We start from the raw sequence: 21,868 nt of genomic DNA, 5'->3' as shown, positions 1-21,868 counted from the left end.
GATGTGCCCGTGAAGCGCGGTTCAACGCGAATATTCCCGAATTTCTAGGCCCTACATGTTTCGTGTCGTCTTCACGGGGCTCTCACAAATCCGGTAGATGTCCACGCTGTCATCTTGCAATGTCGCGACCCTGCGGTGTTACTGTTGCTGCATGATCGACCCGATGGTGAGCAGTCAGGCTGACGTGGCGCCCGACGTCATCGCTGCGCCGACCGCGCCCGTGGTGATCCCCACGGCGCCGATTTCGACAGCGGCAGTGTCGACAGCGGCAGTCTCGACCGCGGCAGTTTCAACTACGCCGACGCCGACACCGACACCGACACCGACGGCGCAGGCCCAGTCGCGTGCAACCCTTGCCGATGTCGGCCGGCTCGCGGGCGTCAGCCCGAAGACCGTCTCGCGAGTGGTTCTGGGCAGCACCAATGTGACGCAGGAGACCCGGGACAAGGTGCTGGCGGCGGCCCGCGCGCTGCGCTTCCGGCCGAATCACCTCGCCCGAAACCTGCGCCACGGCAGTGTGACCAACACCGTCGCATTCGTGATCGGCGACCTGACCAACCCGTTCTACTTTCTCGTCGCCGCCGGCATCGAACGCGAGCTCGCCCGACACGGACTCATGATGATCCTGGCCGCGACCGACGACGATCCGGCAAGCGAAGAGCGCGTGGTGGAGACCCTGCTCAAGCAGCGGGTCCGTGCCCTGCTGATGGTGCCGATCGCCTCCGACCAGGCGTACCTCGAGGGCGAGAGGCAGCTCGGCACCCCTGTGGTCTGCATCGACCGCCCGGCCCACAACCTGATCGCCGACTCCGTGGTGCTCGAGAACTTCGAGGGCACCGCCGCGGCGGTACGCGGGCTCATCCGCGCCGGCCATCGGCGCATCGCGTTCGTCTGCAGCCCGGCATCCCTCTACACGCATCAGGAGCGGTTGAGGGGATACCGCCAGGCGCTTCGGGAAGCGGGAATCCTCGATCCGTCCCCCTGGGAGCGACTGGAAGACGCCGATGGTCCGACCGCCGAGGAGTCGGTGCGCGACCTGCTCGCGATGTCCGAGCCCCCGACCGCGATCGTCGCCGGCAACAACCGTGCCAGCTCGGGGGTCGTGCGTGCGCTCGGCAACCACTTCGAGAAGGTCGCCTTCATCGGCTTCGACGACTTCGAGCTCGCGGATGCTGCGGGCATCAGTGTGATCGCCTATGACCCCGCCGAACTCGGCCGGCAGGCAGCCCGACTGGTGGTCGCCCGTCTCGACGACCCGATCGGTCCTCCGCAGCAGATCGAGATCCCCACGCGCCTCATCCTGCGCGGATCGGGCGAGCTGGCCGATCCGCTCGACTGAGAACACCCCGTCACCGCCGAAAGGACTGTTCACGCATGCCCGTTCACCGCGAACCCGCGCCACTCTCCGTGCTCGTCTGGGGTGAAAACCGTCATGAGCAGTCCGAACCTTCGGTCGCTCAGCGCTATCCGAACGGCATGCACGGCGCGATCCGGCAGGGGATAGAAGAGAACCTCGGCGAGCGCGCAGTCGTCACGACGGTCACCCTCGACGACCCGGAGCACGGACTGACCGAGGAGCGGCTCGCCGCCACCGACGTTCTGGTGTGGTGGGGGCACGCGGCGCACGGCGAGGTCGCCGACGAGATCGTCGAGCGCGTTCATCGCCATGTACTCGCCGGGCTCGGCCTTGTCGTGCTTCACTCCGGTCACTTCTCCAAGATCTTCCAGAAGCTCATGGGCACCTCGTGTTCTCTGCGGTGGCGGGGAGAGACCGACCGGGAGCTGGTGTGGACCGTCGACCCGACGCATCCGATCGCCCAGGGTGTGCCGCATCCGCTCATCATCGAGCAGCAGGAGATGTACGGGGAGTTCTTCGACATCCCTGCGCCCGACGAACTGATCTTCATCAGCTCCTTCAGCGGCGGCGAGGTCTTCCGCAGCGGCTGCACGTGGAGACGCGGCCACGGCCGCATCTTCTTCTTCAGCCCCGGCGACCAGGAATACCCCGTCTACTTCCACGACGATGTGCGTCGCGTGATCGCCAACGGCGTCGAATGGGCGCGAACGGACAGACCAGATCGCACACCGCCCCGGCTCAGCCGCGTCTACAGCGGTGAGTTCTTCCCCCGGTTCGATGTGGACGGCAACGCGATCAAGGGCTCGGTGGCGCCGTGAGCGTCTTCGCGACGCTCGGCGACACGAGCTCGCCGGTGCGCGTCGTGCAGGTCGGCGCGGGAGGCATGGGCCGGGTCTGGCTGCAACTTCTCGTCGACACGCCGGAGGTCGAACTCGTGGGGCTCGTGGACCTCGACCTGGAGGCCGCCCGCCGTGCTCTCGCCGAGGTCGGCCGTGCGCAGATCGCGGTGGCGGCCAGCCTGTCGGAGCTCGTCGAATCGACCGGGGCCCAGGCCGTCGTCAATGTGACCGTGCCGGGCGCGCATCATCCGGTGAACACCGAAGCGATGTTCGCCGGCCTCCCCGTGCTCTGCGAGAAGCCGATCGCTCCGACGGTGAGCCGGGCGCTCTCGCTCGCGGCGGCCTCCGAAGCGTCCGGCCAACTGCTGATGACGAGCCAGTCGCGCCGCTACTACCCGGTTCTCGCCGAGTTCAAGGAGTCGTTGTCGGCGCTGGGGGATGTGGGCATCGCCACCACCGAGTTCTTCAGGGCGCCGCACTTCGGCGGATTCCGCGATTCGATGGATCATCCACTGCTCGTCGACATGTCGATCCATGCCTTCGATGTGGCCCGCTATCTGCTGGATGCCGATCCGGTCTCCGTCTACTGCGACAGCTACAACCCCGCCTGGAGCTGGTACGCCGGGGATGCCGCCACGACCGCGATCTTCGAGTTCGAGGGTGGCCTGAGGTACAACTTCGTCGGCAGCTGGTGCAGTGCGGGGCTCGAGACCTCGTGGAACGGGTCGTGGCGGGTAAGCGGGTCGCGGGGTTCCGCGACCTGGGACGGTGAAACGAGTCCGAGGGTGGAAGGCGACAGCGCGGAGAGAAGTCCGAAGGCCCCGGACGCACACCCCGGCCTCGAAACGATCGCCGGATCCCTCGCCGAGTTCATCGACGCGATCCGCACCGGGCGGGTGCCCTCGGGCGAAGTGCATTCCAACATCCTCAGCCTGGCGATGGTGGAGGCCGCGGTGTTCTCGGCTCGGCGGGGCGAGCGCGTCTTCATCGGTGCGCTCCTGGAGGATGCCTATCGCGACTCGATCGAGGCGGAGGGCCGGGCGGACGTCGCGGAGGTGCTCACCGGCTGGGGCTCCGCCCGGAGTGGCCTCGGGCCCACTACTTAGCATGGCTAATAAGCTATGCTAAGTAAATATGCCTGACGAACCCACCGACGACCAAGACCTCCGGCTAGCCATCCAGCGACTCGCCCGCCGCATCCGCTCCATGCAGGCCGACGACGAGGTGACCGAGGGCCAGCGTGCGGTGCTGTTCGCGCTCGCGAAGTCCGGAACGCAGAGCCTCGGCTCGTTGAGCGAGCACGAGCGCGTGACGCCCCCGAGCATGAATCGCACCATCAATGCACTGGTCGAGCTCGGCCTGGTGACGCGGGCCACCGCGCCGGATGACGCTCGAAAGGTGTGCCTGGACCTCTCGCCGGCCGGGGCGGCCTTCGTGAGCGAGACCCGTCGGCGCCGGGATGCCTGGTTCACGACCCGGCTCGACGCCCTGCCCTCCGAGCAGCGGCGGATGCTGAGACAGGTCGCCCCGATCCTGCGGGACCTGGCCGACAATTGAGTGCGATGTTCCGCTCGCTGAGCGGCTTCAATTACCGCGTCTGGGCAGCCGGTGCACTGGTCTCCAATGTGGGCACCTGGATGCAGCGCACCGCCCAGGACTGGATCGTGCTCACCCAGCTCACCGATCACGACGCGGCCGCGGTGGGATTCGTGATGGCACTGCAGTTCGGACCCCAGCTGCTGCTGCTTCCGCTCACGGGGCTCGTCGCCGACCGCTTCGACCAGCGCAAGATCCTCATGGTCACCCAGGGGGCCGGAGGGCTGCTGGGGCTCGGACTCGGCCTGCTGACCGTCACCGGAGCGGTGCAGCTCTGGCACGTCTACGTCTTCGCCGCTCTGCTCGGCATCGTCGCGGCCTTCGATGCTCCCGCCCGGCAGACCTTCGTCTCCCAACTGGTCGGCGGGGCAAACCTCTCCAACGCGGTCGCACTCAACTCGGCATCCTTCAGCGCGGCGCGGATGATCGGACCTGCGGTCGCGGGACTGCTCACCGCCGCGGTCGGGGCGGGATGGGTCTTCCTGATAAACGGCGCGTCCTTCGGCGCGGTACTGGTGTCGCTGATGTTCCTGAGGGTCGGTGAACTGCAACGCTCGGCCCGGGCGGCGTCGAAGAAGGGAAACCTGCTCGAGGGCTTCCGTTACGTGCGGTCGAGACCCGACATCATGGTGATTTTGGTCATGGTCTTCCTGATCGGCACCTTCGGGCTCAACTTCCCCATCTTCATCTCCACCATGGCGACCTCCGTCTTCCACAAGGGGGCCGCAGAATTCGGGGTGCTCTCTTCAATGATGGCGGTCGGTTCAGTGGTCGGCGCGCTGCTCTCGGCCCGCCGGGACAAACCCCGACTGCGCTTTCTCTTCGCGGCATCCGCGGTGTTCGGCGTCGCGGCGACCGTCGCCGCCCTGATGCCGGACTACTGGGGATTCGCCGTCGCTCTCGCCGCCGTCGGACTCGCCGCGCAGACCATGATGACCACCGCCAATGGGGCGGTACAGCTCTCCACTCCGGAACGACTGCGCGGCAGGGTGATGGCGATCTACATGGCGATCTTCATGGGGGGCACGCCGATCGGCGCCCCGATCGTCGGCTGGGTCGCCAACGAATTCGGTCCGCGCTTGGCCCTCGGCGTGGGTGCGGCATCCGGAATCGCGGCTACGCTCGTCGGCCTCTTGTGGCTCGTGAAGTATCGCCACCTGCGCATATACTACGCGGATCGGCGCCTGAGCCTCTCCCACGACGGCCGCCGCCGCGCCGCAGACCTCGCCGCCGAGGATCTCGCTGCGACGGAGATCGTCACCGCCGAGGTCACCTCTCAGAAGGGGTGACGCCGCCTCGGGTGATCCCGCCGGGATGCCGCAGCCGAAGCCCAGCAATGGATTTCAGAGCGGTCAGGCCGAGGACTTCATGCGCGGCATGGTGACGGTCACCGTGGTGCCTCCGGCAACGTGGTCACTCGTGAGGGCGATGCGACCGCCGTGCCTCTCGACGAGCGACTTGACGATGGGCAGGCCGAGACCAGTTCCGGGGATCACCCGCAGGGCTTCCGCCGGCGACCGGTAGAAACGCTCGAACACCCTCTCGACGTCCTCGGGCGGGATGCCCGGTCCGGTGTCGCTGATCACGAGCTGCACCTCTTCTTCGGTGCACGAGGTCGCGACATCCACCTCCCCGCCGGAATGGGAGAACTTGATGGCATTGGAGAGGATGTTCGACACGATCCGGCTGAGGTCGTGAGAGACGGAGCCCACCGAAGGCGACTGCCGGTCGAGCGATGTCGTGACGATCACCCCGCGCGACTTCGCCATGGTGGACTGCTCCTGCACGCACTCCCGGATGACCTCGTGGAGATCGACCGCCTTCGAGTCCTTCGCCGGGGTGCTCGCGCTCATGCTGCCGAGCTCGAGAAGGTCCTCGACCAGGTCGGCAAGCCGGCGGGCGTTGCGTTGGATCACCGAGACGTACTCCTGTAACTCCGGCTCGGCGACCGCATCCTCCATGACCTCGGAGAACCCGAGAATGCTGGTGATCGGGGTGCGGAGCTCGTGGCTCACGGAAGAGACGAAGTCGTCTTTCTGACGGTTGAGGTCGCGCAGCTGGTCGACGAGTTCCTGCTCGTGTTCGAGCGCCTTCTGGTTCGCCAGCTGGGCCTCGTAGCGTTCCGTGATGTCGACGAACTGTGCGGTGACCACGCCCTGGTCGAACTCGGAGTTGCGGGTGCTGAGGAAGTACTGCACCCGACGACCGACCCGGGTGGTGAACTCACCGCGCTCCTCCGACAACCCGGTCTTGCGGTAGGCGTCGAAGATCTGCGTTGCCGGATCCCGGCGAGACAGCCTCACGATCCCACCCGGACCGAGATCGTCGACCTCACCGGCCAGGGCCGGCCAGTCGAGCATCTCGGAGGCGGCATCGTTGCCGAGCAGCACGCGCACCTCGGGGAAGCGGATCGACTGGAGGATGAGCAACCCCACCTGCACGCCGACGAGACCGCCGCGCAGCAGTTCGCCCCTGGTCTGCACCTGCTCGGCGAGACGCTCCCGTTCGAGGCGTCCCGCCCCTAAGAAGATGATCGTGCCGGCTTGGGCGATGAGGAAGACCTGGAGCATCTGGTTGGTCACACTCACACCCGCAACCTCCGCCGAAGCGAACGGGCCACCCCCGGCCGCCGTCAACTCGACGGTGAGCACCGCGGTCAGGAGCAGCTCGATGATGACGAAACCGTAGCTGAAGTTGAAGGCCGCCCACGACAGCACCGGCAGCGAGAGGAAGGCGAGAGGGAGGGTATTTGCCGGTGAGAACACGAAGCCGACGACGCCGAAGGTGACGATGATCTGCGCTGCGAGCTCGAGCCGACTGCGCGCGACCGCACCCCCGTACACGACCAGCGTGGGCGGCACCACGACGATCACCGCCGCGGCATGGGACGCCAGCACCGCGACGAAGGTCTCGACGACCTGCCCTCCCTCGAGCACACCGACAGTGGCGCCGGCCAGCACCCCGATCACCAGTGCGCCGGCGACCGTGGCGATCAGAAGGCGGGCGACGTCCGACATCCGCGCCAGTGCCGGCGCACCGGTGCCGCGGGAGAGTATCTCGCCGACCACAAGGGCCTCGAATGCGTTGGCGATCCCGAAGGCGATCGAAAGGGGCAACGGCCGACCGGCCGCGTAGTTCGATCCGACGGTGACCAGCCCGACGAGTGCCGACACGGCCCATCTCTGCTTGCGCGCGCAGAGCACTGCGACCACTCCGGCCCCTGCCGCCGGCCACCAGGCCGCCGTCTGGGAGTTGGGGGGCATCAGCACGACCGCGGCCGTGCCGAGCACGTAGGTGAGAAGGAGAAGGCCCGCGATGATCGCAAACCGCGGGCGTGCGCCGAGTGCCCGCACCAGCGTCACAGCATTCTTACGTGATAGCACGTCGCTCCCCCCGGCCTGCCATCATTGTGCCACTCGCGCGGACGGATCAGCTCTCGCGGGTGATCTCGACCTTCACGAACAGCACGGACTTGAACGGGCCGGCGTAGACGCCGCGCAACGGGGGCACGTCGTTGTAGTCGCGACCATGCCCGACGGTCACGTGACGGTCCCCGATGTCGATCTGGTTCGTGGGGTCGAATCCACGCCACTCGTCACCGCAGAACCACTCGACCCAGGCATGGGATTCCCCCGCGACAGTCTCGCCGATCGCGGCGTTGGGCTTCGGATGCAGGTAGCCGGAGACATAGCGGGCCGGGATGCCGACCGCCCGGAGCGCGCCGAGCGCGAGGTGCGCGATGTCCTGGCAGACCCCCTTGCGGTGGGCCCAGGCCTCTGTGGCCGTCGTGTGGACGCCCGTGACACCCTGCATGTACTCGACGCTCTCGCCGATCTTCACGCAGATGGCGAGGGCCGCCGCGCACGGGTCATCCGTGCCGTCGGCGATCTCCCTCGCGATGGCGACAACTTCTGCCGGAGGATCGGTGCGCTTGGTCTGCTTGCGCTGTTCAACGTACTCCGTGGCGCGTTCCGCAGCCACGGCGAGGTCTGCCCACGTGAGCGAGTGCTCGGGATGTTCCCGTGGCCGCACCTCGACGAGGCTGGTCGCCGTCAACGAGAGCTCTTTGTGCGGGGTGAGGATCTCGAACGACGAGACCCGGCTTCCCCAGTAGTCCACGTAGGTGTGGTGGGACGAGATCGGCAGGATCTCCAGGTTGGAGTAGAGCACCAGCTGGCCGTCGCCGCTGGTGGGAAGCATCCGCGCCTCGTTATAGCTCGCGGTGACCTCGCCGCCGTAATGGAACCCGGTCATGTGCTTGATGCGAAGCCGGTTCACGTATTCTCACCGACCCAGCTCGGCGCGGCGTTCGTCGGGAAGTAGCGCTGGCGGATCGCCTCCGAGGCCGCACTCGTCGCGGCCTGAACGTTGTCCATGTGCAGGGTGAGGTCCTCGAGGATCTCGGCGATGGGACGGTACTCGAGCTCGCTGCGGATCTGCCCGAGCAGGCGCTGAGCCTGGTCGGAGACCCCCACCCGGTCGGTGCGCGGTTCAATGTCGCGCATGCACATCTCCGCGCGGCGCACCGAGAAGAGGATGCTTCGGGGGAAGAGCCGGTCGAGCAGCAGGAACTCGGCCGCATTTCGCGCACTCGGAACCCCACGGTAGGTGCGCAGGTAGGCCTCGTACGCGCCGCAGGATCGCAGGATGGTGGTCCACGATGGGCCGCTCGCCTCGGTGAGGCTGCGGGTGGCCAGCAGTCTGGCGGTCATGTCCGCGCGCTCGATCGAGCGGCCGAGGGTGAAGAACTGCCAGGCTTCGTCGCGGCTCGTCGCCGACTCGATGATGCCGACGGCGAGCGCCGAACGCTCGCGCACCCAACCGAAGAACTCGTGCACCTTGTCGGTGGCGATCTTGCGCGGCATCCGGGCACGGGTCGTGTTGAGGCACTCCCACAGCTCGCTCGAGACGATCTCCCGCGCGCGGCGGGCGTTCTCCCGAGCCGCGCCGAGCGAATAGGCGATGGATGCCGGCTCCGAACGATCCACCGCGAGGATCTCGAGCACGCTCTGCCGGGTGAGCACCCGGTCCTCCGGAACGTCACTGCCCATCACGCTGAGGAGGGACCGGCAGGCCAGATCCTCCTCGATCCACGGGTCTTCGAGAAGCAACTGGAGGTGCACGTCGAGGATTCGCGCCGTGCCGTCGGAGCGCTCGATGTAGCGGCCGATCCAGAACAGGCTCTCGGCGATGCGGCTCAGCATGGCGACGCCCCCTCCGCGGTCGGTCCGGTCTCGATACGCTCACTGGCGCTCGCCACTCGACCTCCGGACTGCTGTTGCTGTTCCTGCTGCCCCTGCCCGAGAGTGCGGTCGCGGGGCGCCTGGTCGATGTGGTGCACCTCTGAGTTGATGATCGGGATCGCCTCGGTGGAGGTCGCCTGGTCGGCGACGAGGCCCTGGATGGAGTGCCGCGAGACCTGCAGCGGCAGTTCCCCGACGACCCAGGTGTCCTTCGATCCGCCGCCCTGCGAGGAGTTCACGACGAGCTCGCCCTCGGGAAGCGCGACCCTGGTGAGGCCGCCGGGCAGCACCCAGACGTCCTTGCCGTCGTTGACGGCGAACGGACGAAGGTCGGCGTGCCGCGGTCGCATACCATCTTCGACGAGCGTGGGGATCGTGGAGAGCTGCACCACCGGCTGAGCGATCCAGCCGCGCGGGTCGGCGAGCAGCGTCTTGCGCAGCTTCTCGAGCTCGGCGGGACTGGCAGCGGGGCCGACGACGAGTCCCTTGCCGCCCGATCCATCCACCGGCTTGACGACGAGCTCATCGAGACGGTCGAGCACCTCCTCGAGCGAGGCCGGATCTTCGAGGCGCCAGGTATCGACATTCGGGATGATCGCCTCCTCGCTCAGGTAGTACTTGATGAGCTCTGGCAGGTAGGTGTACACGAGCTTGTCGTCGGCGACCCCGTTGCCGATGGCGTTGGCGATGGTCACGTTGCCGAGTCGGGCGGCGAGCAGGAGTCCGGGGCTTCCGAGCATCGAGTCGGCTCGGAACTGCAGCGGATCGAGGAACTCGTCGTCGACCCGGCGGTAGATCACGTCGACCCGGGTGGGGCCGGATGTCGTGCGCATCCACACGCGGCCGCCCGAGCAGAACAGGTCGCGGCCCTCCACGAGCTCGACACCCATCAGGCGAGCGAGCAGGGTGTGCTCGAAGTAGGCGGAGTTGTAGACACCGGGGGTGAGTACGACGATGGTCGGATCGTCCACTCCCTCCGGCGCGCTCGCGCGCAGCGCCTGCAGCAGCTTGTGCGGATAGTCTCCGACGGGACGCACGCGCATGGAGACGAAGAGTTCGGGAAGGGTCTGCGCCATCACCCGGCGGTTCGAGATCACGTAGCTCACGCCGGAAGGCACGCGCACGTTGTCCTCGAGCACGCGCCATCCACCCTGCTCGTCGCGGATGAGGTCGATTCCAGACACCTGGATCCGCACACCGTTGGCCGGGTGGATGCCCGCGGCCTCGCGATGGAAGTGACTCGACGAGCTGATCAGCGCGGCGGGGATCACGCCGTCTTTCACGGCATTCTGGGCACCGTAGATGTCGGCGAGGAAGGCCTCGAGAGCGAGCACGCGTTGCTTGATTCCCGCCTCGACCGTGACCCACTCGGCGAGCTCGATCACCCGAGGCACGGCATCCAGCGGGAAGGGGCGTTCCTCTCCGGCGAAGTCGAAGGTGACGCCCTGGGCGAGGTAGGAGCTGGCGAGGGCGTCGGTGCGGCCGCGCAACTCGTCCTGGGTCATCTGCGCGAGCGCCGAGTGGATCTCCCGATAGGCCGTGCGAACCGTTGACGGCTCGTCGAACATCTCGTCCCACGGCGTCGCTCCGGTCTTGCGACCTTTCACGACCGGGGTGCCGTATCCCTCGAACAGGCCATCCATGGATTTACCTTAGGCCTCGCATGTTGCGGCGTTGTTTCCGCCATCCGCGTCCCGGGTTTCGGCCGGGCGAAATGCCACTATCCCCCGTGGGGATGGCGTGGGTCGTTGGCCGTGCGTCGTGGGCCGTGGGTCTTGGGCCGTGCGTCGTGTTCACGGATCAGGAGGCACGCCGGGCCTGCGTCGACCGTCGAGCGTCGTGCGTCGTGCGTCGTGCGTCGTGCGTCGTGCGTCGTGTTCACGGATCAGGAGTTACCCGGACCTGCGGCGTGTCGAAGGCCCGGCGCGCCCGCAGATCCGCGTGACTCCTGATCCGTGAACGGGAACCGGGCGCGGGCGGGGAGCGGGAGCGGAGCGTGAACGTGAGCGTGAGCGTGAGCGTGAGTCGAGTGCAGGGCGTCACCGGGGCGAAACCTCCGCCGCGGGGCCTATTCCCCCGCATTATCGCGGTGAGTTGCACTCTTTTGCGACCCGGCCGCGCGCCGAGGCCGCAAAAGAGTGCAACTCACGGCCGCGAGACCGCGTTGCTAAGCGAGAAGGGAGGAGCCGAGCGCCACGACCCCGTCGAGCACGACCCGCTCGTGACTGACCGCCTGTGAGTAGAGCACGAACCCGGTGATCCACACCGCGACGACGAGCACGATCGCGACGAGAGCGATCCACCAGGCCTGGCGACGCCGCACGAGGGTGACGATCGTGAGCACGGCCCCGACGATCAGCAGCAGGAACATCACGAACCAGGAGATTCCGAGGGATGCGACGGCCGCACCCGCCGAGCAGGTGCGCGCGGGACAGTTGCCCACGAGGGCCGCGGAGAACAGGTCGATCACGGCCGAGACAACCAGGAAGCCGAAACCGATGAGGAGCACCGCCGTCGAGACGGCGATGTCCCAGACGAGGAGCGGACGCTTGGTGGGGATGTTGTCGGTCATCGATCCATCATCCCACTGTGGCCTCCGAAGGCGGATGGCGGTGCCCGCACACTCGATGGTCGCCCGGGCCGGTGCGAAATTACGCGGGACCTTGTGCCCCCCGGCCTCTCCCGACGGCGGACACAATCGAATCGAGCCTCACCGGAATATCGGCGGCGGCACCGGGCGCCGGCAGCATACGGCAGGCTCCAATTCGGGGAATCGACCAGGGGATCAGATCATGAAGGCACCAAGCGCTCGCGCACGACGAATCGCCATCTTCACGGCCGGGCCAGCGGCCATCGTGGTCGCGGGCCTGTTGATCTGGCAGATCTCGGTCGCGGCGTTCACCGCCCAGACCCAGAATGTGGGCAACAGCTGGAGTACCGGATCGGTGAACCTCACGGACGACGACCTCGGCGCGGCGACTTTCCAGCTCACCAACGTGAAGCCCAGCGACACCGGCACGAACTGCATCAAGGTGACGTCGACTTCATCGGTGCCGGGAGTGGTGAAGACCTACATCGCGCGGCTCGGCGCACAGGGGCTCGAGAACAACATCCTCATCACCGTGGAGATCGGATCGGGCGGGTCCTTCGGCAGCTGCACCGGATTCGTCGCGGATGCGGTGGCAGCACCCGCGATCTCCATCGCAACGGCGGCGGCACAGTCGACCGACTATGCGACCGGCATCCTGCCCTGGACGACCACCGGTGTCGCTTCCGGCGAATCGAAGACCTACCGGGTCACGTGGAAGTTCGACGTGACGAGCATGACCCAGAGCCAGATCGATGCGTTGCAGGGCAAGTCGGTCAGCGACGACGTGGTCTGGGAACTCCAAAGCAACTGAGCGATTCCCCCGATCATCGAGGGTGCCCACCATGCCAGCCCAGAGGGAATCCCTAGCCAGCGCACGCCCGACGATCGTGCTTGCGGCCTGGACCTGGCTGTTTGTGCGGCTCGTGGCCCGGCTGTCGCTCTCATTCGTTTTGGCCCTTGCGGTGTTCTCTATCGTGCCACTGGCATTCGGGATGACCGGATCCGACGTGTTCGGCGGCTCGATGAGACCGCACCTCCAGGCAGGGGATGTGGTGCTCTCCTTTCCCCTGGATAAGGATGCCCCGACCCCGATGGGGCGGGTCGTGACATTCCACGGGTCCGGCGCCGGCAAGTCATCCGACCTGATCGTTCATCGCATCGTGGGCAAGAACAAGGACGGCACACTGATCACCGCGGGCGACGCGAACATCGAGGTCGACAGCGCTTCGCTGAAGCGCTCGGACATCATCGCGCGGGCGTGGGTGCTGATTCCGTGGGTCGGGCTCCCGCTGCTCTGGCTCTCCACTGGAGGCTGGGTACCCTTCTCGATCTGGGTCGTGCTCACGTTGCTCGCCCTCCTGGTCGAGGTGATCGGAGACCCCGGCCCGCGGACCAAGAGGAATCAAGCACCCTTCCGGGCGAAACACCCCGCATTCGTCCGCGCGATCCCCGGGATCGCGGCCGGAGTCGCGCTCGCCATCGCCGCAACTTTCGCACTGGTGGCACTCAACCCGGCGAACGCGGTGTTCACCTCGCAGACTTCGTCCGTCGGCAACAACTGGGTCTATCCGGCCGCAACGGCGCCGACGAAACTGGTGTTCGCGGTGAACCCGTCGAGCGGCACCGGTGGGGCGCGCCTCGCGGTGCAACCCTCGGTGCGATTGCTCGATGCAGCGGGGAAGCCGACCACCGGCACGGCTCGTGCGATCACGCTCACCCTCACGAATCCGGCAGGCGCGGCACTGGCGTGCGCCGCGAATCCCGTGACCACCACATCCGGTATCTCCACCTTCAGCGCCTGCGCGGTCGACAAGGCTGGGACCTAGACGCTCACCGCCACTTCTCCCTTGCTCAGCAGTGCCGTGAGCTCATCGTTCACGATCTCGGTGGGCCCCGCGACGAACCTGCGGTTCTCCGCGTCGCCCGCCACAACACCGATCAACTCCCCCTTCGCGAAGCAACCGGTGGTGATCGTCGTCGACGCCGGCGGGAACCAGACCACCAGTGCGATCCCCGTCACCCTCTCTCTGACGACTGCCGCGGGTGCGACCCTCACCTGCACGACCGACCCGAAGGGAACGACGGCCGGCAGCGTCACGTTCGCCGGGTGCCGCATCAACCGGGCCGGGATCTACTCCCTCACCGCCACCTCTCCCGGCGTCGCCTCCGCGGTCTCGGGAAGCTTCGTCATCGGCCAGTACTCCACCTGCACGAGCGCGGACTCCTCCGACCAGGCCAACGCCTACTTCCAGTACCACTTCCAGGAGGGATCGAACTCGTTGTTCGCCGCGGACAGCGCGAGCTTCATGAGCTGGGGGAGCTATCAGGGATCCATGACCAGCAGCGCAGTGACGCCGCTCGCGTGCCCGCGCGATTCCGGGGGCGCCTACGTGCTGAACGGGACGTCGAGCTACGTCTCGACCCCGCGCCAATACTCGAACCCGACGACGTTCAGCGAGGAGCTGTGGTTCAAGACGACCGTGCCCGGCGGCCGGCTGATGGGGTTCAGCAACACCCGGACGGGCGTCTCCAACCACTACGACCGGCACGTCTACATCGGAACGACGGGCGCGCTCGAGTTCGGCACCAACAATGGGAGTTCCCTCCAGGTCCTGGTCACTCCGGGCGTCGTCACCGATGGTCTGTGGCACCACACGGTGGCGACGATGTCACCCGGAACGGGAATGAGGCTGTATCTCGACGGCATCCTCGTCGCATCGAACGCCGCGTGGGTCACCCCGGAAAGCTACAGCGGGTACTGGCGCATCGGGTACGACAATCTCAACGGCTGGCCGAACCAGGGCAACTCCTACTTCGCCGGGCAGCTGCGCTTCGCCGCGGCGTACTCGGTGGCGCTCAGCGCGACTCAGGTGCAGAATCACTGGGCAGCCGGGCTGTGAGGGCAGCTACCGCCGGCTCAGCACGAACACCGGGATCTGCCGGTCGGTCTTCTCCTGGTAGTCGGCATAGGGCGGATAGGCCGCGACGGCCCGCTTCCACCACACCGCCTTCTCGTCGCCGGTGACTTCCCTGGCGATGTAGTCGGCCTTCTCCGCGCCATCCTGCAGCTCGACCTCTGGGTTCTTCACGAGATTGAAATACCAGACCGGATGCTTCGGGGCGCCGCCGAGCGACGCCACCACCGCGTACTCGCCTTCGTGTTCGACCCGCATGAGGGCGGTCTTGCGCAGCATTCCGGACTTGGCACCCACCGAGGTCAGCACGATGACAGGCATTCCGCGCAGGTCTGCTCCCTGCGCGCCATCCGTCGCCTCGAACAGCTCGGCCTGTTCGCGCGCCCAATCCGATGTGCTCGGTGCGTAATCGCCGTTCAGAGGCATGTCTACTCCGCTCCCCGCCAGTCGATGACGATTCCGTTGAGATGGTCGCGCTCCGCGGTGAAGAGGCGTCGATAGGTGGCCTCCGCCTCGGTCCAGTTGACCTGGTTGGTGATGAGCGGATCCATGTCCAGCTCGCCGGAGACGATGCGGCGCAGAACCGTGCGGCGCACCTCAGAGGTGCCGATGAACCACGGGAACACGGCGTTGATCTGCCGCTCGTGCGCGAGTTCGTAGGTGAAGGTGACCTGGTCGGGATACACGCCCTCGAAGACCATGGTGCCCTCGAAGCGCAGGCATTCCAAGGCGCTGTCGATGAGAGCGGCGACGCCGGTCGACTCGATCACCATGTCGAAACCGTCGGGGAAGTCCGCCTGCAGCTGCGACCAGGGCGACCCGGCCGAGCCGTCGATCACTCGGTCGGCGCAATGGGCGTCCGAGATGGCCCGTCGCTCGGGAGACACCTCCGACACCACAACGTAGGCGCCGCGGTCGCGCGCGAGCATCGCGGTGGCCTGGCCGATGAGGCCTTGGCCGAGCACGAGCACGGTGTCCCCGCTCTCCAGCCCGGCCTTGTCGATGGCGTTCAGACCGACCGCGGCCGGCACGAACAGCGCAGCCATGTGGTACGAATCGGTCTCCTCGATCGGATAGGTCAGCTCGAGATCGGCGATGAAATATGCCCCATGGGTGCCATCGCCGAAACACGCGACCGCCTCGCCGAGAGTGAGACCGTGCCGCTCCTCCCCTTCGCCGAAGGCGACGATGTGACCGACGCCCTGGTAGCCCGGGGTGAAGGGCACGGGGCCCCAGGACGGCCGCTCACCGGTGGCGGCCAGCATCTCGGTACCGACACTGACGCCGGTGAAGTCGGTGCGGATGAGCACCTTCCCGGGTCCGGGATGCGGCACGGGCCGCCGGCCAAGTTCAATACGGCCGAACTCCGGCACGATGAGCGCGGGAGCATCGGCGGGAATCTTCGTCGACATGATCCCTACAAACTACTCTCTCGCACCACCAGTTCGGGTTGGAAGACCACCTGGCGGGGCGCAAGGGACGGGTCGGACGCCTCTTCGAGCAGGATCTCGACCGCCGTCTGGCCGATGAGAGCGCTCGGCTGCCGGATGGACGAGAGCGGAACCACGGCGGCGCTGGCGAAGTCGATGTCGTCGTATCCGACCAGGGCGATCTGTTCGGGCACGCGAACATCCGCCCCCTGCATCATGAGTGCCTGGAGCACACCCATCGCCACGAGGTCGTTCGCCGCGAACACCGCGTCGGGTCGATCCTTCGGATCCCGCGCCACGAGCTCCCGCCCGGCTGCCCGGCCCGCAATGACGGTGAGCGCATCGATGAGGATGACCTCGAGAGTCGCCTCCGGCTGCGTCACGATGGCCGTGCGTGCGCCGTCGAGTCTGTCCGTGACCTGCTGGATCTCGAGGGGTCCGCCGATGAAGGCGATGCGTCGGCGCCCCTGGGCGAGCAGGTGGGCGACGGCTAGCGAGCCGCCCGCGATGTCGTCTACCGAGACGGAGCTGAACGAGGCGTCCGCGCTCGTGCGGTCCACGAGCACCGCGGGGATGCCTCGATCGCGCAACTGGCGCAGGCGCCCGGTGATGTCGCCGAACGGGGAGATGAGCACGCCGTGCATGCGCTGTACCTCGAACAGGTCGAGGTAGGTGGCCTCCCGATCCGCCTTCTCGTCGCTGTTGCCGAGGATCACCGAGAAGCCGTCCGCGGCCGCCCGATCCTCGGCACCCCGTGCGAGATCGGTGAAGAAGGGGTTTCGCACATCGAGCACGACGAGCCCGATGGTGCTGCTCCGGCCGGCGCGCAACTGCCGGGCGGCGTCGTTGCGCACGAAGCCGAGCTGATCGATCGCGGCCTGCACGCGCATCGCTACCGCGACGGAGACCTTCTCTGGTCGATTCATCACGTTGGAGACGGTGCCCACCGAGACGCCGGCGAGTGCCGCGACATCCTTCACGCTGGCCGCCATGTGATTCTCCGCTGTTCCCGTGCGGTGCTGCGATGCGCCGCTCATTGCATGATGCCAGCATTCCGTCTCGCGTTGGTACGTTTTTGGAACGATTCACCATCACGCTTGACGCGAGGGAACCGCGCGCCATAGAGTGCATTCCGTCCCGATCTTAAAACGATTCAATAAACCTCACCGTGGAGGATCAGCCGTCAATGACGATGAGCCCCGATAGCGCTACCCCCGCCCTCTCCCTCGCCTCCGCGACGAAATCCTTCGGCGCCGTGGTCGCACTCAGCGACGGAACCATCGAGATCCGCAACGGCGAGATCCACGCTCTCGTCGGCGAGAACGGTGCGGGCAAGTCCACCCTGGTGAAGATCCTCGCCGGTGTGCACCAACCAGACTCCGGACGCTTCCGGGTCGATGGCGTGGAAGTCAGCTTCAAATCCCCCGCGGACAGCAAGGCCGCCGGCATCTCCGTGATCTACCAGGAGCCGACGCTCTTCCCCGATCTCACCGTCGCAGAGAACATCTTCATCGGGCGTCAGCCGCGCGGACGTCTCGGCCTCATCGACCGGGCGAGCATGCGATCACAGGCCCGCGAGCTCTTCGCGCGACTCGGCGTGCCCGTCGACCCCGACCGGGTCGCCGAGGGCCTCTCCATCGCCGACCAGCAGATCATCGAGATCGCCAAGGCGATCTCTCTCGACGCCCGGATCCTGGTGATGGATGAGCCGACCGCTGCCCTGAGCGGCGTCGAAGTCGAGCGGCTGTTCGCCGTCGCCCGCAGCCTGCGCGACCGTGGCACCGGGATCCTCTTCATCTCCCACCGCTTCGACGAGGTCTTCGACCTCTGCGACCGCATCACCGTGATGCGCGATGGCGCGTTCATCGCCACCCACGACACCCCGGACATCACCGTCGACGGCCTCGTGCGGGAGATGGTGGGGCGCGACATCGCGACGCTCTTCCCCAAGCAGGATGCCGTCATCGGCGAGGCGGTGCTCTCTGTCACGAACCTGACCCGGGCTGGTGTCTTCAGCGACATCAGCTTCGATGTGCGCGCCGGCGAGATCGTCGCCCTCGCCGGACTCGTCGGAGCAGGACGTACCGAGGTCGCCAGAGCGGTGTTCGGCATCGACCGCTACGACACCGGCACGGTACTGCTGTCGGGAAAGCCCGTCCGCGCCCACTCCCCGCAGTCCGCCATCGACGCGGGCATGGGTTTCGTTCCGGAGGATCGCCGCAAGCAGGGCCTGGTCATGGACCTCTCGGTCGCCCGCAACGCGACCCTCACCCTGCGGAGGACCCTCGCCCGGTTCGGCCTGATCAATGCGAAGGACGAGCGTCGGGTCGCCGAGGAGTGGAGCGCCCGCCTGCAGGTGAAGACAGGATCCCAGGATCTCTCGGTCGCGACTCTCTCGGGGGGCAACCAGCAGAAGGTCGTGATCGCGAAGTGGCTTGCCACGGCTCCCCGGCTCCTCATCGTGGACGAACCCACCCGCGGCATCGACGTCGGCACCAAATCAGAAGTGCACCGCCTGATCTCCGAGCTCGCCGTGCAGGGGATCGCGGTGCTGATGATCTCGTCGGAACTGCCGGAGGTGCTCGGAATGGCCGACACCATCCTCGTCATGCACGAAGGGCGGATCTCGGCCCGCCTCTCCCGCGACGAGGCCACCGCCGAAGCAGTCCTGCACGCCGCAAGCGCATCACCGGAGAGTGCCGCATGAGCCAGACGCTGTCCCCTGCGATCGAGAGGCCCGCCGCCGGCCGCGCCCTCGGCCGCATCTTCGTCTCCCGGGAGTTCTCGGTGTTCGCCGCCCTCGCGGTGCTGATCATCGTCACGGCGGTCGTCAATCCCCGGTTCCTTGCAGCGCAGGGGGTCAAGGACCTGCTGCTCAACTCGACGATCTTCGTGATCATGGCCGTCGGTCTCGCCATCGTCGTCATCACCAACAACGTCGACCTGTCGATCGGTTCGATTCTCGGCCTCTCGGCCTTCGGCACCGGCTCGCTTTTCCATGCCTTCCCCAGCATCCCCATCCCGCTCGTCTTCCTGATCGGCGTCGTACTCGGAGCGGTGCTCGGAGCGATCAACGGACTGGTGGTCACGATCGCGGGGGTGCCATCGCTCGTGATCACGCTCGGAACGCTCTACATCTTCCGTGGCATCAACAATGCCTGGGCGGGAAGCACCCAGTACTTCATCGGCAATGAACCGAAGGCATTCGGCAACCTGTCGGTGCAGACCCTCTGGGGCATCCCGCTGTTCGCCATCGCCGCGCTCATCGTCGTGATCCTCGCCGCGATCTTCATGTTCGGCACCCGGGCGGGACGCGACCTCTACGCGATCGGATCCGACACCGAGGCCGCCCGCCTGTTCGGCATCAACGTGACCGGCCGGGTCGTCGGAGCATTCGTCGCCAGCGGTGCCCTCACCGGCCTCGCCGGAGTGCTCTACGCTTCCCGCTTCAATTCGGTCGGGGCCGACACCGGCACCGGTTTCGAGCTGCAGATCGTGGCGGCGGTCGTCGTCGGTGGCGTCGCGATCTTCGGAGGCAGCGGCACCGTCACCGGCGCCGCCATCGGCGCCGTGCTCCTCACCACGATGACCGGCGCCCTTGCCGCGCTCAATGTCAGCAAGTTCTGGCAGCAGGCGATCGTCGGCGTGCTGATCATCGCCGCGATCCTGCTCGACCGCATCCTGTCCGTTCGAACCGCCCGCAAACTGCGAGTGAGCGAGGCCCGAAATGTCTGACGCGCGATCCAAGACCACCGTTGACCGGCCGGTGAAAGCCCGGGGTGCAGCCCGCAGGCTGCTGCTCGGCCGCAACGCCAACACCGTCTACGCCCTGCTGCTGATCGTGGTCATCGCCAGCGTCTTCGTGCCGTACTTCGCCGGGGTGGCCACGGTGAGCTTCCTGCTCATCGACGCCGTGCCGATCCTGCTGATGGCCATGCCGATGGCCCTGATCATCATCACCGGTGAGATCGACCTCTCCGTCGCGAGCACGGCGGGTCTCTCCGCCGCCGTGATGGGTGTGCTGTTCCACGACGCCCACTGGAACATCTGGTGGGTATTCGTCGCCTGCATCATCGTCGGACTTCTGTGCGGGGCGTTCAACGGCATCCTGATCACCGCGATCGGGCTGCCCTCCCTCGCGGTGACGATCGGAACGCTCGCCCTCTTCCGCGGCCTCGCCCTCGTCGTGATCGGAGACAACGCGGTCGCTGATTTCCCGATCGACCTCACGGCCTTTGCCACCTCGACGATCGGCGGCACCGGAATACCGACGTTCATGATCTTCGTCGCGATCGTGGTGATCGTGTTCGCCGTGCTGCTGCACTTCACCCCGTTCGGTCGGGCACTGTTCGCCCTCGGTTTCAGCAAGGAGGCGGCGCGGTTCGTCGGCATCCGGGTGAACCGCTCCAAGTTCTGGCTCTACGTCGCGAGCGGCGGAATCTCCGCCTTCGCCGGCATCTTCTGGGTGCTGCGCTACTCGAGTGCGCAGAGCGACAGCGTCACCGGCCTGGAGCTGAGCGTCGTCGCCGCCGTACTGCTCGGCGGGGTATCTATCTTCGGCGGATCGGGAGGCATCGTCGGTGTGGTCGCCGGCGTGCTCATCATCCGCACCGTCAACTACTCGCTGCAGCTCGCGGGCCTGCCCGACACGGTGCTCACCATCGTCACCGGATCGCTGCTCGTGCTCTCGGTGATCGCGCCGAGCGTGAGCGCCCGGCTGAGACTCTCCGGCGAGAGACGCCGCAGCCGCGCGCTCCTTGCGGAGACCTCCGCCGCATAGAAAATTCGTCCGCCGAGCACCCGGCGACGATTCCATAGGAAAGGGAAAACAATGAAGTTATTTCATCTGAAGGAGGGCCGATCAGTGACGGCTCGTCGGGTCCTTGCGGTCTCCGCTCTCACCACGGCAGCGGTCATGGCCCTCGCCGGCTGTGCTGCCGGTAGCACCCCGGCCTCGTCCGGCGGAAGTTCCAAGGGATTCAGCATCGCCTTCGTTCCAAAGCAGCTCAACAACCCGTACACCGATGTCGAGCTCGGTGGAGGCAAGAAGGCCGCCGCCGCGCTCAGCGGGGTCGACTACTCGGTCGTCGGACCGAACACCGCGAGCGCCTCCTCCCAGGTGAGCTACATCAACACGCTCACCCAGAAGAAGATCAACGTGATCGCGATCGCCGCCAACGACCCGAACGCCGTCTGCTCGGCGCTCAACCAGGCCAAGGCCGGCGGCGCGAAGATCATCACCTTCGACTCCGACACCGCCAAGAACTGCCGCAGCCTCTTCATCAACCAGGTGGTGTCCAAGGATGTCGGACTCATCGAGGTGAAGCAGGTCGCCGAGCAGATCAACTACGAGGGTGACATCGCCATCCTCTCGGCGACGGCAAACGCGACGAACCAGAACGCCTGGATCGAGTTCATGAAGGCCGATCTCAAGTCGAACCCGAAGTACGCGAAGATCAACCTCGTCGCGACCGTCTACGGCAACGACGACGACACGACCTCGTTCCAGGTCGCGCAGGGTCTGCTCTCTACCTACCCGAACCTCAAGGGCATCATCTCACCCACGACGGTCGGCATCGCGGCGACGGCTCGGTACCTCTCGACCTCCTCCTACAAGGGCAAGGTCGCGCTCGTCGGGCTCGGGCTTCCGAACCAGATGCGTGAGTACGTGAAGGACGGCACCGTCAAGGCCTTCGCGCTCTGGGACCCGGCAAAGATCGGCACCGCTGCGGTCTACGCCGCAAAGGCCCTCGTCGCCGGCACGATCACCGGCAAGGAAGGCGACACCTTCAAGGCCGGCGACCTCGGCACCCTGAAGGTGGGCGCTGACAACACCGTCATCGTCGGCCCGCCGACCGAGTTCGACGCCAACAACATCGATCAGTACAACTTCTAAAC

The 21,868-nt window shown here is 66.7% G+C and carries 20 protein-coding genes; 12 read left to right on the top strand and 8 right to left on the bottom strand.

The features are described 5' to 3' along the window. Positions 1-151: 151 nt before the first annotated feature. The 5 genes from F1C58_RS00760 to F1C58_RS00740 are packed head-to-tail and all read left to right on the top strand — an operon-like array spanning position 152 to position 5,081. Positions 152-1,339 (top strand): LacI family DNA-binding transcriptional regulator, encoded by a 1,188-nt coding sequence (locus tag F1C58_RS00760; RefSeq protein WP_255461181.1) that lies wholly within the window; start codon positions 152-154, stop codon positions 1,337-1,339. 35 nt (positions 1,340-1,374) lie between these two features. Next, the gene (locus tag F1C58_RS00755) at positions 1,375-2,175 is read left to right on the top strand and encodes a ThuA domain-containing protein (RefSeq protein ID WP_185202164.1); all 801 of its coding nucleotides are present in this window, start codon (positions 1,375-1,377) and stop codon (positions 2,173-2,175) included. After that, on the top strand, positions 2,172-3,302 hold the full coding sequence (locus tag F1C58_RS00750; protein WP_255461180.1) for a Gfo/Idh/MocA family protein: 1,131 nt from the start codon (positions 2,172-2,174) through the stop codon (positions 3,300-3,302). The genes F1C58_RS00755 and F1C58_RS00750 overlap by 4 nt, the downstream gene beginning before the upstream one ends. A 28-nt stretch (positions 3,303-3,330) precedes the next feature. Further along, positions 3,331-3,753, top strand: coding sequence for a MarR family winged helix-turn-helix transcriptional regulator (locus tag F1C58_RS00745; RefSeq protein WP_185202163.1), 423 nt, complete (start codon positions 3,331-3,333; stop codon positions 3,751-3,753). Between the two features lie 5 nt (positions 3,754-3,758). Further along, positions 3,759-5,081 carry an MFS transporter gene (locus tag F1C58_RS00740; protein ID WP_219732008.1) on the top strand — a complete coding sequence of 441 codons (1,323 nt, stop codon included), beginning with the start codon at positions 3,759-3,761 and terminating at the stop codon, positions 5,079-5,081. Between the two features lie 63 nt (positions 5,082-5,144). Here F1C58_RS00740 and F1C58_RS00735 read toward each other — a convergent pair whose 3' ends face one another. The 5 genes from F1C58_RS00735 to F1C58_RS00715 all read right to left on the bottom strand — a co-directional run bounded on the left by F1C58_RS00735 (position 5,145) and on the right by F1C58_RS00715 (position 11,607). Further along, positions 5,145-7,154 (bottom strand): ATP-binding protein, encoded by a 2,010-nt coding sequence (locus F1C58_RS00735; protein ID WP_185202161.1) that lies wholly within the window; start codon positions 7,152-7,154, stop codon positions 5,145-5,147. Positions 7,155-7,221: 67 nt separating this feature from the next. After that, complete coding sequence (locus tag F1C58_RS00730) at positions 7,222-8,070, bottom strand: transglutaminase family protein (protein WP_185202160.1); 849 nt, start codon at positions 8,068-8,070, stop codon at positions 7,222-7,224. Then, on the bottom strand, positions 8,067-8,996 hold the full coding sequence (locus tag F1C58_RS00725; RefSeq protein ID WP_185202159.1) for an alpha-E domain-containing protein: 930 nt from the start codon (positions 8,994-8,996) through the stop codon (positions 8,067-8,069). Before F1C58_RS00725 ends, F1C58_RS00730 begins: the two co-directional genes overlap by 4 nt. Further along, a complete protein-coding gene (locus F1C58_RS00720; RefSeq protein WP_185202158.1) occupies positions 8,990-10,678 on the bottom strand; it encodes a circularly permuted type 2 ATP-grasp protein in 1,689 nt (562 codons plus the stop codon). Before F1C58_RS00720 ends, F1C58_RS00725 begins: the two co-directional genes overlap by 7 nt. Positions 10,679-11,202: 524 nt before the next feature. Next, positions 11,203-11,607 carry a hypothetical protein gene (locus tag F1C58_RS00715; protein ID WP_185202157.1) on the bottom strand — a complete coding sequence of 135 codons (405 nt, stop codon included), beginning with the start codon at positions 11,605-11,607 and terminating at the stop codon, positions 11,203-11,205. A gap of 220 nt (positions 11,608-11,827) precedes the next feature. Here F1C58_RS00715 and F1C58_RS00710 point away from each other — a divergent pair, with 220 nt between their 5' ends. From F1C58_RS00710 to F1C58_RS00700, 3 genes are read left to right on the top strand one after another with little or no spacing between them, the layout of a single operon-like run. Beyond that, on the top strand, positions 11,828-12,436 hold the full coding sequence (locus F1C58_RS00710) for a hypothetical protein (protein WP_185202156.1): 609 nt from the start codon (positions 11,828-11,830) through the stop codon (positions 12,434-12,436). A gap of 31 nt (positions 12,437-12,467) precedes the next feature. Continuing rightward, positions 12,468-13,451 (top strand): signal peptidase I, encoded by a 984-nt coding sequence (locus F1C58_RS00705; protein ID WP_185202155.1) that lies wholly within the window; start codon positions 12,468-12,470, stop codon positions 13,449-13,451. 36 nt (positions 13,452-13,487) lie between these two features. Further along, the gene (locus F1C58_RS00700) at positions 13,488-14,525 is read left to right on the top strand and encodes a LamG domain-containing protein (protein ID WP_185202154.1); all 1,038 of its coding nucleotides are present in this window, start codon (positions 13,488-13,490) and stop codon (positions 14,523-14,525) included. A gap of 6 nt (positions 14,526-14,531) precedes the next feature. On the opposite strand, the gene F1C58_RS00695 is transcribed toward F1C58_RS00700, so the two are convergent. Genes F1C58_RS00695 through F1C58_RS00685 form a run of 3 tightly spaced genes read right to left on the bottom strand, consistent with a single transcriptional unit; the run spans position 14,532 to position 16,962 of the window. Beyond that, complete coding sequence (locus tag F1C58_RS00695; protein ID WP_185202153.1) at positions 14,532-14,966, bottom strand: nitroreductase family deazaflavin-dependent oxidoreductase; 435 nt, start codon at positions 14,964-14,966, stop codon at positions 14,532-14,534. A gap of 2 nt (positions 14,967-14,968) precedes the next feature. Further along, positions 14,969-15,952: a zinc-binding dehydrogenase gene (locus F1C58_RS00690; protein WP_185202152.1), complete on the bottom strand. Its 984-nt coding sequence runs from the start codon at positions 15,950-15,952 to the stop codon at positions 14,969-14,971. A gap of 5 nt (positions 15,953-15,957) precedes the next feature. Then, positions 15,958-16,962 carry a LacI family DNA-binding transcriptional regulator gene (locus F1C58_RS00685; RefSeq protein WP_185203907.1) on the bottom strand — a complete coding sequence of 335 codons (1,005 nt, stop codon included), beginning with the start codon at positions 16,960-16,962 and terminating at the stop codon, positions 15,958-15,960. Positions 16,963-17,156: 194 nt separating this feature from the next. Between F1C58_RS00685 and F1C58_RS00680 the strand changes: the two genes are divergently transcribed. The 4 genes from F1C58_RS00680 to rhaS all read left to right on the top strand — a co-directional run bounded on the left by F1C58_RS00680 (position 17,157) and on the right by rhaS (position 21,866). Next, a complete protein-coding gene (locus F1C58_RS00680; protein WP_219732007.1) occupies positions 17,157-18,677 on the top strand; it encodes a sugar ABC transporter ATP-binding protein in 1,521 nt (506 codons plus the stop codon). Then, complete coding sequence (locus tag F1C58_RS00675) at positions 18,674-19,705, top strand: ABC transporter permease (RefSeq protein WP_185202151.1); 1,032 nt, start codon at positions 18,674-18,676, stop codon at positions 19,703-19,705. Before F1C58_RS00680 ends, F1C58_RS00675 begins: the two co-directional genes overlap by 4 nt. Then, positions 19,698-20,750 carry an ABC transporter permease gene (locus F1C58_RS00670; RefSeq protein WP_185202150.1) on the top strand — a complete coding sequence of 351 codons (1,053 nt, stop codon included), beginning with the start codon at positions 19,698-19,700 and terminating at the stop codon, positions 20,748-20,750. The genes F1C58_RS00675 and F1C58_RS00670 overlap by 8 nt, the downstream gene beginning before the upstream one ends. Before the next feature lie 84 nt (positions 20,751-20,834). After that, a complete protein-coding gene (rhaS, locus tag F1C58_RS00665; protein WP_255461177.1) occupies positions 20,835-21,866 on the top strand; it encodes a rhamnose ABC transporter substrate-binding protein in 1,032 nt (343 codons plus the stop codon). Positions 21,867-21,868 lie beyond the last annotated feature (2 nt).

Source organism: Glaciihabitans sp. INWT7 (assembly GCF_014217685.1).
Taxonomy (GTDB): Bacteria; Actinomycetota; Actinomycetes; order Actinomycetales; family Microbacteriaceae; genus Lacisediminihabitans.
Note: the sequence above shows the minus strand (reverse complement) of the source record. Positions and strands in the feature narration are given on the sequence as shown.

Coding starts and splice junctions, on each gene's coding strand:
- F1C58_RS00760 (WP_255461181.1), top strand. CDS start 152: ATGATCGACCCGATGGTGAGCAGTCAGGCTGACGTGGCGCCCGACGTC.
- F1C58_RS00755 (WP_185202164.1), top strand. CDS start 1,375: ATGCCCGTTCACCGCGAACCCGCGCCACTCTCCGTGCTCGTCTGGGGT.
- F1C58_RS00745 (WP_185202163.1), top strand. CDS start 3,331: ATGCCTGACGAACCCACCGACGACCAAGACCTCCGGCTAGCCATCCAG.
- F1C58_RS00740 (WP_219732008.1), top strand. CDS start 3,759: ATGTTCCGCTCGCTGAGCGGCTTCAATTACCGCGTCTGGGCAGCCGGT.
- F1C58_RS00725 (WP_185202159.1), bottom strand. CDS start 8,996: ATGCTGAGCCGCATCGCCGAGAGCCTGTTCTGGATCGGCCGCTACATC.
- F1C58_RS00720 (WP_185202158.1), bottom strand. CDS start 10,678: ATGGATGGCCTGTTCGAGGGATACGGCACCCCGGTCGTGAAAGGTCGC.
- F1C58_RS00715 (WP_185202157.1), bottom strand. CDS start 11,607: ATGACCGACAACATCCCCACCAAGCGTCCGCTCCTCGTCTGGGACATC.
- F1C58_RS00710 (WP_185202156.1), top strand. CDS start 11,828: ATGAAGGCACCAAGCGCTCGCGCACGACGAATCGCCATCTTCACGGCC.
- F1C58_RS00705 (WP_185202155.1), top strand. CDS start 12,468: ATGCCAGCCCAGAGGGAATCCCTAGCCAGCGCACGCCCGACGATCGTG.
- F1C58_RS00695 (WP_185202153.1), bottom strand. CDS start 14,966: ATGCCTCTGAACGGCGATTACGCACCGAGCACATCGGATTGGGCGCGC.
- F1C58_RS00690 (WP_185202152.1), bottom strand. CDS start 15,952: ATGTCGACGAAGATTCCCGCCGATGCTCCCGCGCTCATCGTGCCGGAG.
- F1C58_RS00685 (WP_185203907.1), bottom strand. CDS start 16,962: ATGGCGGCCAGCGTGAAGGATGTCGCGGCACTCGCCGGCGTCTCGGTG.
- F1C58_RS00680 (WP_219732007.1), top strand. CDS start 17,157: ATGACGATGAGCCCCGATAGCGCTACCCCCGCCCTCTCCCTCGCCTCC.
- F1C58_RS00675 (WP_185202151.1), top strand. CDS start 18,674: ATGAGCCAGACGCTGTCCCCTGCGATCGAGAGGCCCGCCGCCGGCCGC.
- F1C58_RS00670 (WP_185202150.1), top strand. CDS start 19,698: ATGTCTGACGCGCGATCCAAGACCACCGTTGACCGGCCGGTGAAAGCC.